Here is a 14,126-nt window from a genome sequence, read left to right on the forward strand (position 1 = left end):
GACTCCACCGGAAGCGGGCCTATCCTCGGCCGCCATGTCACTGGACCCACCGCTCCTCAGGCACGCCGCCACCCCGGTGCATGGCCGTTTCTTCGTGCGGCCTGCCGACTCCACCAAAGCCCGGTACTGGCTGGTCGGGTTCCACGGCCAGAGCCAGACGGCCGACGCCTTCCTCAAGGACCTCGAGCGGGTGGACCGCGGCTCGGACTGGCTGGTCGCATCCATCCAGGGACTGAATCGCTACTACGCGGGGCGCACGGGGTCGGTCGTCGCGGCGTGGATGACATCGCAGGATCGCGAGCTCGTGATCGCCGACAACGTGGCCTGGGTGGATACGGCGCTCGACCACATCGAGCGTGAGTTCGGAGCTCCGCAGGCCATCGTGCTCGCGGGCTTCTCGCAAGGCGTGGCGATGGCCTATCGCGCAGGATTGCTGGGGCGCAGGTCGTGCTCGGCGATCATCGCAGCCAACGCGGACGTGCCTCCCGAGCTCAAGACCTCGAACCAGCGATGGCCGCTCGTTCTCCTCGTCACCGGCGCGCGGGACCAGTGGTATACGCCGGCCCGTCTCGAGGCGGACTCGGAGTTCCTCGAACGCCGCGGCGCCGAGGTGCGGGAGCTGATCCACGAAGGCGGCCACGAATGGAAGGACGAGCTGGTTCAGGAGGCGGGCCGCCTGCTCAAAGAGGTCGAGCGCGCCCCGGTCTGACTCCGTTCTTCAGGGCTCGAATACGACCTTCACGCATCCGCCCCGCTTGAGGTCGAACATCTCGTAGGCCTCGGGACCGTCCTTCAGCGGTCGCCGGTGAGTGACGATCGCCCCGAGATCGCTTCGCCGTCGCAGGAGCGGCAGCAACTCCTCCATGAGAGATCGCGCGGGGCATCTCCCGATGCTCAGCGTGAGGTTCTTGTTGTAGGCCTCGAGGGGCGAGAACGAGAATCTGCTCTCGTGATGAACGCCGGCGATCGCAACGATCCCGCCGGGGCGCACGAGCTCGAACGCGAGCCGCGAGGCATCGGCACTGCCCACGACCTCGAGCGCGGCGTCGGCTCCCCTCCCATCCGTGGCGTCGAGAATGGTTGGGCCCACGAGCTGGTTCAGCTCCAGCGGTTCGGCGCCGAAACGCGCGGCCAGCTCGAGGCGCTCCGGAACGGCGTCCACGGCAAACACACGGCCGGCGCCTTGCTCGAACGCGGCCACCGCGGCCGCAAGCCCGACCGGCCCGCAGCCCAGCACGACGACGACATCGCCAGCCGAGATGCGACCCAGACGGGACACGTGCCATCCGGTCGGCACGACGTCGGTGAGCAGCAGGGCCAGCTCCGCGGGTAAGCTCTCGTCGATGGCCAAGAGCGTGGCGTCGGCATGCGGCACTCGAATGAATTCGGTTTGAGCACCCTGGAGGCCCACGCCGTTCTCCACCCAGCCCAGCAAAGCCCCCTGCCGGCACCTGGCCGACAATCCTCGTATACAGAAGAAGCATCTCCCGCAGCAGGTGCTGAAAGGAGCCACGACACGGGTCCCGATCGCGTGACCCCGCACTTCCGGGCCGGCCGCGACGATGCGACCCACGAACTCGTGACCCATGACGGTGCCTTCGTCGAGGCCGGTCTCGCGGCCGTGGTAGACGTGCAGATCCGAGCCGCAAAGGCCGGCGCACTCGACCTGAACCATGGCGTCGCCGTCATCGAGCAGCGTGGGCTCGGGCACGGTTTCGTAGCGAATCGTGCGAATGCCGCGAAAGGTCAGTGCGCGCAGGGGATCACCCCGGCACAAAGCCGTTGGGACGTCACTTGGCGCTCCAGGCATCGAACACGGTTCGCGCGGTCCGGGCGATCAGCCGCTCGGCGCGGCGGATCGATCCTCGGGGCTCGCCGACCAGGACGGCGATGGCCACCTCGTCGCCGTTGGGAAGGCGCATCACACCGACGTCGTTGATCGCCACGGTCACGCCAGCCGAGGTGCCCCCTGTGCCGGTCTTGCGCGCGACGCGCGTACCCTTGGGCAACATGGCCGGGAGCCGATGAGGGGCCGTCTTGCAGCGCGCGAGGATGGACTTCAGCGTGTCGGTCATCGCCGCGGAGAGGAGACCTCCACTCCATAAGCGCTCCAGCAAGTGAACGCACGCTTCGGCCGTACCGGTGTCGCGTGGATCGAGCAGCATCGCTCGCGCGGCGCTGTCGTGAACGGCGACCGGTACCCTGGAGCGAATCTCGCGGATCTCCTCGGCGGATCCCAGGGTGTCGGCGCCGGGGGCGACGCCGTGCCAGTCATTGCCGAGGGCACGCTCCGTACGATCCACGCGGAAGTCGCGAATGCCCTTTCCTTCCAGCCATCGAGTGACGGCGACAGGACCACCGGCGATGCGCATCAAGGCATCTGCCGAGGTGTTGTCGCTTCGCGTGAGCATGACGTCGAGGAGACGGTAGAGGCTCACCGGCCCTCCCCCGCGAGGGTAGCGGTCGCCGAGCCAGCCCCGCGGGTGCATGTCCTGAGGGAGCAGAGTGATGGGTGTGCTCAACGACCATTGACCCCGGTCGACTCCGTCCATGATCACCACCGCGACGGCCAGCTTCACCACGCTCAGAAGGGGAATGAGCGTATCCGCATTCACCCGCGCGACCGCGCCGTTGGCGAGGTTCTTGGCGACGACTCCACAACGCGCCGGCATGCCGCTCACCATGGTTCTCAGCCGTGCCTCGAGGGCGGTGTCGGGATGCTCGGGGTGACGAGCGCCAAGCGATGGGGTCGCCGGAGAAGGGCGAATGTCGGGCGGTGTGGTCCGGGGTGCCGGACGGAGCGTGAGCCCCGCCACGATCACCACCGTCGCGACCGCCACGAATCCAAGAGCGCGCTTCATGCCTGCGCGTTCTCAGCGCATCACGATGGTGTTGATCCGGCGCGTCTCGCCCATCGCGCGCAGCAGGGCGAAGTAGACGCCCGGCGCCCCCGGGGCGGTCCAGCGCGCCTCGTGAGCGCCCGGCTCCATGACGCCGTTCGCCAGTGTCGCCACGCGCCGGCCCGTGACATCGAAGACCTCGAGCGTCACCCATGAAACCTGCTGCAGGTCGAAGACGAAGGTCGCCGAGCCGCGCACCGGGTTCGCGCCCCGCAGCGAGAACGAGAGCGTGCTCGACCTCGGACCAACGCCCACGGTGCTCCCCAGGGTCGCCACCCGGAAGCCGAGGTCGCCGTACTCATCGGACGAGTGCATGTCCATGATGCGGCCCCACTTGCCCACCAGGTCGCCGATCCACGACCCGCCGCGAATGCCGCGAAGGTCCGGCTCGGGCACCGTCTCGTTGAACTCCATCACGTTGCCCTCCATGTCGAACGCACCGTAGGCGCTCGCGCTGTTCTCGTGCGCGCCGACCTCGGTGCGGTAGTAAGGAGGGCCGATGGTGTACGTGCCGTTGAAGGGCCGAAAGGTCGCGTTGTTGCCGGGATCCGGATCGACGAGGAAGCTGCTCATGCCGCTGTTGGTGCCGGTCGGGAAGCCCCAGTAGATGCCGGTCGCGCCGTCGTAATAGGCCGCCTTGTACCATTCGTTCTCGGTCGGGATCACCCACGTGGCGTCGGGCTCGCGGACGACTCCCTCGAGGTCCCAATCCGTCTGTTTCCCGTTCAGGAAATAGGAGCCGTCCTCGGTCGTGGAGAGATCCGTGGTCCCCGCAGGCTGACCGTTGTGCAGCCAATTGGCGAAGCGGGCCGCATCGCCCCAGGAGATGAAGTTCACCGGCCGGTTCGCCCAATCGGGAGCGACGCTGTAGGCATAGCTTCCCGGCGAGCCGATCCGCGCGATCTTGCAGCCTTGTACGTGTGTCCACATCCTGGTGTCGTAGAGACCGTACCGATCGGTGGCCGCCACGGTGTTGAGAAACGCGGTGTATTGACCCGCCGCCACCTCGTGCTTGCCGATCGCGAACACGTAGCTCACCGCGCCGAAGACGCCTTGGAACTGGATGGGGTCCCCGGTGTTCCCGGGGTTCCCGACGGTGACGGTCTCGATGACCAGCGGAGCCGCCTGAGCGTGCGCGAGAAAGACACGGCCCCATAGACCGGCGACCAGCACAGCGATCTCGAATGGCATTCGGCTCATGAGCGCTCCGCGAGGATTATAGGCATCGCAGACCGGTCCGTGGCGCTCGGATTCCTAACGACTGCGCTTCGGCGGCACGATCCCGTTCACGCCCTCGGCGATCGTCAGACCGGAGAGCCAGTCGATCAATGACACCGTGGCTCGCTTGCCATCCGGCGCCAGGCCGAAGGACTCGATGGACTCGGTCGAGCCGGCGAACAGCGTGTCGACGCTCCCGACCCCTGTTCTCCATGCCGAGAGCGGCCGCCGGAGCAGCACCGGTTGTCCATCGTTACGGAGGAACACGTAGACCACCGAAAGGCCGTCCGCGCTCACCCTCGATCTTCCGGTCTGGACCGTTCCGAACAACGAGTGGAGCTGCACTGGGTAATCGAGGGGTTTGCCCTTCGAGAGATCGAGCACCTCGAGTTTCGAGAGCAGCGTGCCCACGTCATTCATCACGGAGAGGTAGCGACCGTCCGGCGAGAGATCGGGGATCAGGGTCGCTCCGCGCAGCAGGCGCTCGCCTTCCCCGCCCGCGAGTGGAACGCGCCAGACGCCGAGCTTGGTGGGATGAGACGAGCTGTAGATGACCGATCGGCCATCCGGAGTGATGGAAGGATTCTCCGCGTCGACGCTGTCGCGCGAGACCTGGCGCGGGGCGTTTCCATCCCGGCGAGCCGTCCAAATCTCGTAGGCGCCGGATCGATTCGAGCACCAGACGATGGTTTGCCCATCCTGGCTGTACTCGGGATCCCAGTCGTCCTGTGGATCGTCGGTCACGCGGTGTATCTCTCCTGTTTCCGTCGAAACTTCCCACAGGTCCAGAGTTCCACCGCGGTTCGATGAGAACATGACGGCCTTGCCGTCGGGCGAATACACCGGCTGGCGATCCATCGTCAGTCCGCTGGTCAGCCGGCGCCCATTCGTCAGGTCCCTGGAATCCAGCGAGGCCTCGAAAAGGTTCTGGCGCACGACCAGGCTCGACATCACGAGCCGGCCGTCGGGAAGCAGGTCGATCTGGGCGGGAAAGTTCTCGAGCCAGCCGAGCTCGCGGTAGCGGCCGGACCGAGCGTCGAGATGGAGCAAGCGACCCGAGGCGCCGCGCGCGATGGCGGTGATGCCTTCGCCCTCCGCCATCACGAGACCGCCGCTCCCATCCCACACCGGATTCGAGAGCACGGCGCCGTTCGGCGAGGGATAGAGACGCGCCGAACCCGCCGCGGCATCGACGATGGCGAGAGTGGAGCTCGTGTTCTGGACACCGGTGAGGATCACCGCGATGCGCTTGCCATCAGGCGACCAACGCGGAGACCCGATGTTGAATGTTCCTCGCGACCACAGCTTGCGGAGCCCCGTGCCATCGGACTTCGCGAGCATGAGATTCACCTGCACGCCGCTGTCGGTGGACGCCGAGATGTAAGCGATGCGGTCGCCGTTCGGCGACGGGTCGGCATCGAAGGCGTCCTGGATGACGAGCCGCGCCACTCCGCCCAGGACCGGGATGCGCCAGAGCGACTGTCCGCCGCTCCCTCGGCGGGTGAAGAGAATGTTGGAGCCGTCGGGCGTGAATCGCGGCAGGTGATCGTTTTCGCCGGTGAGCTTGACCTCGCTCCGTGATGCCATGTCCATGAGCCAGAGTCCCTGGCCGTTCTGACGGACGGCGTTGAATGCGATCAGCCTTCCGTCGGATGAGACCGAGGGCTCGGTGTCCCGGCTGCCTTGAGACAAGGTCGAGACGCGAATGCCTTTGCCGGATGGCGCCTGGCTCGTCATGCGTCCGGCGAGGAATCCCGCGGCGAGGATGAGAGAGGCGATTGCAGCCATGACCCAGACCGCGTTCTTTGGGCGTTGCTTCTCCACCACGTCCGCACCGGCGGGCTGCACATGCAGCGTCTCGCTCGCGATGAGATCGAGCGCAAACGCCAGGTCGCGAGCCGACTGGAACCGGTCTTCCGGATCCTTCCGCAGACAATGCCGGACCACACGCTCCAGAGCGGGCGGCGTCACCGGCTTCAACTCCGTCATGGCGCGGGGCTCGCCGGTCATGATCGCCGCGATCAGGCTCGCCTGGCTCTCCCCCGAGAACGCCTGCGCACCGGTGGCCATCTCGTACAGCACGCAGCCCAGCGCCCACAGATCGCTGCGCGCGTCGGCTTCCTTGCCTTCCAGCTGCTCCGGCGCCATGTACTGGAACGTCCCGACGATCGTTCCCTCGGCGGTGAGCGGCGCCGGCATCGTCGGTGAGTGGCTCATGGCTCCCGGAGTCGCGCCGAGGCCCGTGGATCTCGCGAGACCGAAGTCCAGGAGCTTGGCCCCGATGCGGGTGAGCATGACGTTGCCGGGCTTCAGGTCGCGGTGCACCACCCCGGCACGATGAGCGCGCGCCAGCGCTTCGGCGATCTGCCGGCCGAGCGCGAGCACTTCCACGAGCGCGAGCGGTCCTTTCTCCAGCCGATGGGCCAGCGTCTCGCCGTCCACCAGCTCCATCACCAGGAAGGCGATGCCATCTTCATGAGCAAAGTCGTAGAGCGTGCAGATGTGAGGATGGCTGAGCTGCGAGATGGTGCGGGCCTCGCGCTCCAGGCGGCTCCGCATCTCGGGGGCGGAGGTCAGGTGCTGGGGCAGCACCTTGATGGCCACGTCGCGACCAAGACGTGAGTCATGGGCGCGGTACACCTCTCCCATCCCGCCGGCCCCGAGCGGCGCGACGATCTGGTACCGGCCGAGAAGTTTGCCTGAAGGGAGCGACACGGGGGGCAATCTACCGCAAGGCGCACGGGCGCGTGAGGCATGTACGTGCAGCATCGGGGCCGGGCGAGTCGCTCGGGCGGCTGCCGGCCGCGCCGGTCTCGAACTAGTGGTCTCTGCCGGGCGTCCCTCTAGTGTGAAGCGAACCTGCGGCCATCGTGATCATGGAGATCGACCATGAACGTCAGAACCACTCGACGTCTCGCCGTGACCTTCTTGCTCGCCGCTGTGCTCGCCTCTGGCGCCGCCGCCTTCGTCGATGCGCAGATCCCTCAGACGTTCAAGAACCTGAGGGTGTTGCCCAAGGATATCGCTCGCCCCGCGCTGATTGGAGAGATGCGAGAGATGGCGGGTGCGCTCGGGGTTCGTTGCGGACACTGCCACCCGGGCGGCAATCCCGAGACGCTCCAAGGCGTCGACTTCGCATCGGACAGCCTCGAGAGCAAGCGAGTTGCCCGCACGATGATTCGTATGACCCGAGAGATCAACAGCGCTTTCCTGCCGATGACCGGGCGGGACACGATGCGTATGGCGCGCGTGAGGTGCGTGACATGTCATCACGGCGCGCGCCGTCCAGAGACACTCGCGGATACGCTGCACCGGGCACTCGACCGCGGCGGGGCGCCCATGGTGACTGCGGCCTACCGTTCGCTGCGCGAGCAATACTATGGGCGCGCGGTCTACGACTTCGGGGAAGGCGCGCTCTGGTTCATGGCGGAACAGGCCACCCGCAAGGCCGCCACCGCGGAGGCGGCGATCCCGCTGCTCGAGCTGAACCTCGAGTTCTTCCCCAAGTCCGTGAATACTCGAATCGCGCTTGGCGACCGGCTGATCGCGAATGGCGACACCGCGGCGGCAATCCGACGCTGGCATGAGGCTCTTGAGCTGGAGCCCGGGAATCGATTCATTCAGAGCAAGCTCGATGCGGTCCGCGGAGGCAAGCGCTGACGTGGCGACCCGGCCCCTTGCTCGCGACCGTCTCGCCGTTTCGGTCGTGCTCCTGATTCCGCTGGGCGCCAAGACCGGCTAGGATCGGATCTCGGTCGCTAGGATACGCTGGATCCCCCGGCCGCCACAGGAGCGAGGATGAGCAGGGCAATGATGGTTGGGTTCCTGGTCATGATGGCCGGTGGCGTCGGTGCCTCGAACGCCGCTGCGGTTCCGCAAGTCGGAGACCGTGCACCCGACTTCGCACTGCCCTATGCCACCCGAGATTCGGTGAGCCGTGACTCCCTCGTGCTCTCGTCGCTGGTCGGGAAACGCAATCTGGTCCTGGCCTTCTATCCCGCCGACTGGAGCGGCGGCTGCACCAAGGAGGTATGCGCCTTCCGCGACAACTTCGCGGAGCTTGGACAGCTGAACGCCGATGTGATCGGAATCAGCGGGGACTATGTGTACTCCCATTACGAATGGGCCAAGCATCACAACCTGCCGTTCCGTCTGGCGGCCGACCACAATCATGAAGTCGCGAAGCGGTACGGGTCCTTCAACGATGCCAACGGCTACAATCGGCGCACGGTGTTCGTCATCGACAAGTCGGGCAAGATCGCATACGCCGACCTGGCCTACAGCGCTCGCGACGCAGCTTCATTCGACAAGCTCCGGGCGGCGCTCAAGGGGCTGAAGTGATCGGAGCCTTGGCAAGGCTTTCGCTGTTGGCGCTGCTGACGCTGGCGGCATGCACGAACAACGACCAGCCTCCGGCCCCAACCTCCACCGCACGAGAAGGCCAGATTGAAGTGGTCGGCACGCTGGACTCGCTGAAGGATGATCGGCCCGTCGATGGCGGCGTCGATCTCTTCCTCGAGACCAGCCAGGGCGTCACGGAGCGGGTGCGGGTGCCGTCCGCGTTCATCGCCGGGCCCCGCGACTCCATCATGGCGATGCACGCGGTGGTCGACGCCGCCAAGGTCGGCAATCGCATCCGCGCTCGCGGAAGCCGGGACGAAGAAGGCGCACTGAGGCCGGAAACCCTCGAGCTGCTTCCGTAGCCTTCCAGGACTGATGGAACACTTCGTCACCATCCTGGCGTTGATGGGAATCGTGATCGTCGTCGCCTCGCTGCTCTCGGGCGCGCTCGAGCGCGGCGCGGTGCCGGTGGTCGCGGTGTTCTTGGCACTCGGCTTCGCGCTCGGGCCTTCCGCGCTGGGCTTGGTGGACATCGGCTTCGGCTCGCCCGAGCTGCGCGTGCTCGGCACGCTGGCGCTGATGCTCGTGCTGTTCAGCGACGGCGTGACCTTGAACCTCAAGGAGCTGAGACCGCGAAGGTCGTTGCTCCTCCGGCTCCTCGGCCCCGGCACGCTGGTGCCGGCGGCCGTGATCGGCATCGCGGCGCACTACCTGCTCGGCCTGCCGGCGCCCGCCTCCGCGATCCTCGGCGCCGCGCTGGCCTCGACCGATCCGGTGCTGCTCCGGAATGCACTGCGTTCGCGCGCCATGCCCCACGACACTCGCATCGCGCTGCGCCTGGAGACCGGGCTCAACGACATCATCCTGCTGCCGATCGTCGTCATCGCGATGCTGGTGTGGGACCCGCAGCTCACCGCCCACGGTGGCCAGCAGCAAGGGGTGCTTCGCAGCGTGCTCGGCCTGGTGGTGCTCGGGCCCGCGCTTGGCGTCATGGTTGGCTGGCTCGGGATCACGGCGCTGACGTGGGTGCGGCGCCGCGCGGGAGTGCGCCGCGACTACGAGTCGCTCTACGCGCTCGGCCTGGCATTCGCCGCCTACGCGGCCGCCGAAGCCGTGGGCGGCAGCGGCTTCGTGGCCGCATTCGCGGCGGGCATCGTGATCGACGCGCAGGACTCCGAGCTGTGCGACTGTTTTCTCGAGTACGGTGAGGCGACGGCCGAGATGTTCCTGCTGCTCACGTTCGTGGCGCTCGGCACATCGTTGATCTGGAAGGGTCTTGGCATCTTCGACTGGAACACGGTCCTGTTCGCGGTCTTAGCACTCGCCATGCGCTCCATCGTGCTCTACCCGATGCTGGGCGGCATGGGTCTGCCGCAGCGGGACCGCCGGCTCATCGCGCTTCTCGCCCCGCGTGGGCTGAGCACCCTCCTGCTCGCGCTGCTGCCGGTGTTCGCCGGTATTCCCGGCGCGGAGCTCGTGTTCGTGGTGGCCAGCTTCGTGGTGCTGATCTCTCTGGCGGTCCACGGCGGAGGGATCACGTGGTTCCTGCGGATGAGCGCGCCGCATGCAGCCCCGGCGCCGGCGAGCGCGGCCGCGACCACCGGCGGTCTCGTGCCCGACCGCATCACGCTCGAGGAGCTGGATGCGCTGCGCAAGGCCGGAGAGCTGGTCGTGATCGCCGACTCGCGCAAGGACGATGTCTACTATTCCGACGGGCGCAAGGCCGCGGGCGCGGTGCGCCTCGATCCCTTCGATCCGGTGCTCGACGCACGGACGCATGCGGTGCCAGCCGAGGCGACGATCGCCATCTACTGCGCCTGACTGGACGAAGCCACGAGCGCCCGGGTGGCGCTCGATCTCCGGAAGTCCGGATGGCCAAAGGCTCGCGCATTGGTCGGCGGATGGCAGGCGTGGCTCGAGGCGGGCCGCGCAACCGAGCCGATCCGCGCCGGCGCAGCCTCCTGAGCGACCCCAGAGCCTCAGGCAAATTCCCGATGACCCAGACACCGGATGGCTGATACAAGAGGAGTGATGAGCACCACGCCATCCTCCAGGATCGAAAGTCCCGTCATCGGGCTCTGGGGCGTGCGGTACCAAGTCAAGGACGTCCGCCGCTCGGTCGAGTTCTACACGCAGCAGCTCGGCTTCAAGCTCGACCTTCAAAACCCTCCGGCCTTCGCGCAGGTCTCGATCGCGGGACTCAAGCTCATCCTCAGCGGCCCAGGTGCTTCGGGCTCCCGCCCGATGCCCGATCGTCGCCAGCAGGAGCCGGGCGGATGGAACCGGATCGTTCTACAGGTGGCTGATCTGCCCTCGCGGATCTCGGAGCTCGAGGCGAAGGGGCTGCGGTTCCGGAACGCGATGGAGTCCGGACCGGGCGGCAAGCAGATCCAGATCGAGGATCCGGACGGCAATCCGATCGAGCTGTTCGAGCCGGCGCAGCGATAGCGCCGCTCGCGCAGCACGACCTGGATCAAGGTCGTGCTGAAGGCCGCGTAGCGCCAGACGCGCGAAGTGCGTGCGCCGCGACGAGCGGTCGAAGCGCGAGTTGACCCTTGCGTGCGAGGTTGATCGCCTCTCCCAGGATGCGCAGCGCTTCCTGCGGCGCGTGAAAACCGGTCGAGTTCTCCGCCTCGACGAAGTCGAGATAGAACTGCGCATGCCTCTGGTAACGCTCGGCCTCCTGATACGCGGCGCCGGTGTCGGCTGCGGAGCGCGCGGACTTCATGTCGGCGATCAGATCCATGAGCGCGTCCATGGCCTGGTTGCGCATGTCGAAGACGCGCTGCTGATTGCCCTCGGCCCTTGCCTTGAGCTCCTCCTCCGACCATTTGTGGCAGGTCTGGCAGGCGTGCGCGACGTTGAGCAACGGGCTCCGGACGTGATGATCGCTGATCTTCTGGGCTCCCACACGGACGTAGGGCATGTGGCAGTCGGCGCAGGAGACGCCCGAGCGGGCGTGAATACCCTGGTTCCACATCTCGAACTCCGGATGCTGGGCCTTGAGCACCGGAGCGCCGGTTTCGGCATGGACCCAATCCTTGTGCCCGATCGAGTCGTAGTACGCGACGATGTTCTCCACCCGAAGCCCTCGTCGCCAGGGATACACCAGCCTCTTCTCGGGTCCCTGGAAGTAATACTCCACGTGACATTGGCCGCAGACGTAGGCGCGCATCTCCTGCCGCGAGGCCATGGTGTTGACCTCGTAGTTCGGGATGCCCTGCGACGCCTTGTACGCGCGGATGCCTTCGATGAACCCGGGTCTCGTCACCCGGAGCTGCATCGTCTGCGAGTCGTGGCAATCGATGCAGGCCACGGGATGCCTGACGCGTGCCCTGGCCTCGGGGTAAGGGAGCGGATTCAGCTTCTCGAAGCCGCGAACGATGTCTCCCCCTCCCGCCTGCTTGTAGGGCACGTACACCGAAGCATGGCAATGGAGACAGGTGCCCGGCTGCTTGGCCGCGTGCTGGCGCTCGGTGAAGGTCTGGTCGTCGAGCATGTAGGCATGGCCGCGCTCCTCGCGAAAGTCGACCGCGAACGAGTAGCCGGCCCACATGGTCTTCAGCCGTGGGTCGTCCTCCAGCCGCGATTGAGCCACCACCGAGCGCGGGTCGGCGCCGGTCGGAGTGCGGGGCACCGCCTCGCTGCCGCCGAAGCGCGTGCGTACCTGATCGACGGTGCGGCGATAGCCGTCGTACTGGAAGGGGAAGTTCTTGCCCCAGATCGCGGGGTCCTCGGTGTCGTCGGTGAGCTCCACCACGCGAAAGAACGGATTCCGCGCCTCCTGCTTGCGTTCGACGATGTTGACGAGCAGCGCCGTGACGCCCGCGCCGACGAGCGCCGCCAGAAGAACGGCGAGCAGAATCCCCCGGGCGAAGCCGCCTTCATCGACGACGATGGGTTCCCGAGACATGCGCTACCTCCCGAATCGAGATGCGACCGGCGACAGCTCGGCGTGGCCGACGGATCCGTGACAGCGAACGCAGGACACCTCGTCACCTTTCCCGCGACGACTTTCGAGCGACGTCATCGCCGATACCACGTCGGCATGGCAGTGGCGGCAGGCGCTCTCGGTCACCCTGCGATTCAGCGGAGTGATGCGGATCGGCTCGTGGAATTCGCCCGAAGTGAAAGCCCAGGAATGCCGGAAGCCGTTGAGCGCTTTGACGGCGTACTTGGCGACGAGGTTGTCATGAGGCGTGTGGCAGTCGTTGCACTCCGCCACCGAGCGATGGCTCGACTTGATCCAGCCATCGTACTGCGGGTTCATGACGTGACAGTTGGCGCAGGCCGCGGAGTCGTGCCCGAGGTACGAAGCGCCCTTGGCGTACAGAAAGGTGAACGCGCCGATGCCGATGCTCATGCCGAACAGCACGCCGGCCAGTACGGACCACCGTGCGGATAGGCGAGGTCGTTTGGCGACGCGCTTTGCCGGGCTCTGCGCCATGGCGGCAATCTACCCCATCCGCGCTTGTTCGTCGGTGCCGCGTCTGCGGTAGAGTGCCAAGCCTGCTCTTCGAGCCGATCACCTACCGGAGGCTCCGTGTCGCCGCGATCCCGCCTCGTCTCGTGCTTCGCCTTGCTCGTCGCCCTCGCGTGCGGCTGCTCGAATCAGCCGTCGACCCACTCCACATCGCAGACGTCCGCGGACACGACCGGCTTCAAGGTCGGCATCATGACCGGCACCGTCTCTCAGGGCGAGGAGGACTATCGCGCCGGACAGCAGATCGCCGCTCGCTATCCCGGGCGGGTGAAGACGGTGACCTTCCCGGACAACTTCAGCACCGAAGTCGAGACCGTGATCTCCCAGCTGGTCGGGCTTGCCGCCGATCCCGCCGTGAAAGTCGTGATCGCCGGTCAGGCCATCAACGGGAGCGTCTCGGCGGCGCGCAAGATTCGCGAGCAGCGGCCGGACATCCTGATCGGCTTCATGCTCCCCCACGAGGATCCCGACGTCGCGATGGCCGCCAGCGATCTGGCGATCATGCCCGACGAGCTATCGCGCGGCGTCGCGATCATCGAGAACGCGCAGAAGATGGGCGCCAGACACTTCGTCCACTATTCGTTTCCCCGCCACATGTCGATGGTCCTGCTGGCGAACCGCCGCGACATCATGGTCCGCGAGTGCGCCCGGCGCGGGATCCAATTTCACTTCGTGACCGCTCCGGACCCGACCGGTGAGGGCGGGCTGCCGGGAACGCAGCAGTTCATCCTCGAGGACGTGCCGCGACAGCTGGCGCGCCATGGACCGCTGACCGCGTTCTTCAGCACCAACGACGGCATGCAAGAGCCCCTGATCCGCGCCATCCTGACCGCGAAGAAGGGCTATTTCATCGAGCAGAGCACGCCGGCGCCCACCCACGGATATCCCGCCGCTCTGGGACTCGCGATCCCGCCGGACAAGAAGGGCGACATGGCGTGGATCAGCGCCGAGAACAAGCGTCTGATCGCCGAGCACGGCATGAGCGGACACTTCGGCACCTGGCCGCAATCGGTCGACATGGTGGCGTTGAGAGCCGTGGCGACGCTGCTGATCGATGCCGCGGCGAGGAAGATCGACGTCCGCGATTCGGTCACCGTGCGTCGCTACATCGAGGCCGAGGCCGGTGGCCCGGTCACCCTGCACCGCTACCATCCCGGCGGAAACCTCTGGCTGATGCGGATGGA

At 66.8% G+C, this 14,126-nt stretch carries 13 protein-coding genes; 7 read left to right on the forward strand and 6 right to left on the reverse strand.

The genetic code is table 11. The features are described from left to right. The first annotated feature begins 34 nt into the window (after positions 1–34). A complete protein-coding gene (locus tag VFQ05_01980; GenBank protein ID HET9325520.1) occupies positions 35–709 on the forward strand; it encodes a hypothetical protein in 675 nt (224 codons plus the stop codon). A 9-nt stretch (positions 710–718) separates the two neighbouring features. Here the strand turns inward: VFQ05_01980 and VFQ05_01985 are convergent, their stop codons facing one another. From VFQ05_01985 to VFQ05_02000, 4 genes are read right to left on the reverse strand one after another with little or no spacing between them, the layout of a single operon-like run. Continuing rightward, on the reverse strand, positions 719–1,810 hold the full coding sequence (locus VFQ05_01985; protein ID HET9325521.1) for an alcohol dehydrogenase catalytic domain-containing protein: 1,092 nt from the start codon (positions 1,808–1,810) through the stop codon (positions 719–721). Beyond that, the gene (gene bla / locus VFQ05_01990) at positions 1,791–2,861 is read right to left on the reverse strand and encodes a class A beta-lactamase (GenBank protein HET9325522.1); all 1,071 of its coding nucleotides are present in this window, start codon (positions 2,859–2,861) and stop codon (positions 1,791–1,793) included. Before bla ends, VFQ05_01985 begins: the two co-directional genes overlap by 20 nt. Before the next feature lie 12 nt (positions 2,862–2,873). Then, on the reverse strand, positions 2,874–4,100 hold the full coding sequence (locus VFQ05_01995) for an SUMF1/EgtB/PvdO family nonheme iron enzyme (protein ID HET9325523.1): 1,227 nt from the start codon (positions 4,098–4,100) through the stop codon (positions 2,874–2,876). A gap of 54 nt (positions 4,101–4,154) precedes the next feature. Beyond that, positions 4,155–6,833 carry a protein kinase gene (locus VFQ05_02000; GenBank protein ID HET9325524.1) on the reverse strand — a complete coding sequence of 893 codons (2,679 nt, stop codon included), beginning with the start codon at positions 6,831–6,833 and terminating at the stop codon, positions 4,155–4,157. A gap of 174 nt (positions 6,834–7,007) precedes the next feature. Between VFQ05_02000 and VFQ05_02005 the strand changes: the two genes are divergently transcribed. The 5 genes from VFQ05_02005 (at position 7,008) to VFQ05_02025 (ending at position 10,907) form a co-directional block, all read left to right on the forward strand. Beyond that, positions 7,008–7,778, forward strand: a complete 771-nt coding sequence (locus tag VFQ05_02005; GenBank protein HET9325525.1) for a c-type cytochrome — start codon at positions 7,008–7,010, stop codon at positions 7,776–7,778. Between the two features lie 174 nt (positions 7,779–7,952). After that, positions 7,953–8,459 carry a peroxiredoxin gene (locus VFQ05_02010; GenBank protein HET9325526.1) on the forward strand — a complete coding sequence of 169 codons (507 nt, stop codon included), beginning with the start codon at positions 7,953–7,955 and terminating at the stop codon, positions 8,457–8,459. 8 nt (positions 8,460–8,467) lie between these two features. Beyond that, on the forward strand, positions 8,468–8,821 hold the full coding sequence (locus VFQ05_02015) for a hypothetical protein (protein HET9325527.1): 354 nt from the start codon (positions 8,468–8,470) through the stop codon (positions 8,819–8,821). 13 nt (positions 8,822–8,834) lie between these two features. Further along, positions 8,835–10,280, forward strand: coding sequence for a cation:proton antiporter (locus VFQ05_02020; GenBank protein HET9325528.1), 1,446 nt, complete (start codon positions 8,835–8,837; stop codon positions 10,278–10,280). Between the two features lie 210 nt (positions 10,281–10,490). After that, positions 10,491–10,907: a VOC family protein gene (locus VFQ05_02025; GenBank protein ID HET9325529.1), complete on the forward strand. Its 417-nt coding sequence runs from the start codon at positions 10,491–10,493 to the stop codon at positions 10,905–10,907. 25 nt (positions 10,908–10,932) lie between these two features. Here VFQ05_02025 and VFQ05_02030 read toward each other — a convergent pair whose 3' ends face one another. Both VFQ05_02030 and nrfH read right to left on the reverse strand, forming a co-directional pair. Then, positions 10,933–12,372 (reverse strand): ammonia-forming cytochrome c nitrite reductase subunit c552, encoded by a 1,440-nt coding sequence (locus VFQ05_02030; protein HET9325530.1) that lies wholly within the window; start codon positions 12,370–12,372, stop codon positions 10,933–10,935. A gap of 3 nt (positions 12,373–12,375) precedes the next feature. Continuing rightward, on the reverse strand, positions 12,376–12,906 hold the full coding sequence (gene nrfH, locus VFQ05_02035) for a cytochrome c nitrite reductase small subunit (GenBank protein ID HET9325531.1): 531 nt from the start codon (positions 12,904–12,906) through the stop codon (positions 12,376–12,378). A 96-nt stretch (positions 12,907–13,002) separates the two neighbouring features. Here nrfH and VFQ05_02040 point away from each other — a divergent pair. Next, a partial coding sequence (locus tag VFQ05_02040; protein HET9325532.1) for a DUF3798 domain-containing protein occupies positions 13,003–14,126 on the forward strand: 1,124 nt, incomplete at its 3' end.

The sequence above is a fragment of the Candidatus Eisenbacteria bacterium genome, from assembly GCA_035712145.1.
In the GTDB taxonomy this organism is placed as follows: Bacteria; Eisenbacteria; RBG-16-71-46; order RBG-16-71-46; family RBG-16-71-46; genus DASTBI01.

What these genes read in the sequence shown, in the direction of transcription:
- VFQ05_01980 (HET9325520.1), top strand. Translation starts at nt 35, where the DNA reads ATGTCACTGGACCCACCGCTCCTCAGGCACGCCGCCACCCCGGTGCAT.
- VFQ05_01985 (HET9325521.1), bottom strand. Translation starts at nt 1,810, where the DNA reads ATGCCTGGAGCGCCAAGTGACGTCCCAACGGCTTTGTGCCGGGGTGAT.
- bla (HET9325522.1), bottom strand. Translation starts at nt 2,861, where the DNA reads ATGAAGCGCGCTCTTGGATTCGTGGCGGTCGCGACGGTGGTGATCGTG.
- VFQ05_01995 (HET9325523.1), bottom strand. Translation starts at nt 4,100, where the DNA reads ATGAGCCGAATGCCATTCGAGATCGCTGTGCTGGTCGCCGGTCTATGG.
- VFQ05_02005 (HET9325525.1), top strand. Translation starts at nt 7,008, where the DNA reads ATGAACGTCAGAACCACTCGACGTCTCGCCGTGACCTTCTTGCTCGCC.
- VFQ05_02010 (HET9325526.1), top strand. Translation starts at nt 7,953, where the DNA reads ATGGCCGGTGGCGTCGGTGCCTCGAACGCCGCTGCGGTTCCGCAAGTC.
- VFQ05_02020 (HET9325528.1), top strand. Translation starts at nt 8,835, where the DNA reads ATGGAACACTTCGTCACCATCCTGGCGTTGATGGGAATCGTGATCGTC.
- VFQ05_02025 (HET9325529.1), top strand. Translation starts at nt 10,491, where the DNA reads ATGAGCACCACGCCATCCTCCAGGATCGAAAGTCCCGTCATCGGGCTC.
- VFQ05_02030 (HET9325530.1), bottom strand. Translation starts at nt 12,372, where the DNA reads ATGTCTCGGGAACCCATCGTCGTCGATGAAGGCGGCTTCGCCCGGGGG.
- nrfH (HET9325531.1), bottom strand. Translation starts at nt 12,906, where the DNA reads ATGGCGCAGAGCCCGGCAAAGCGCGTCGCCAAACGACCTCGCCTATCC.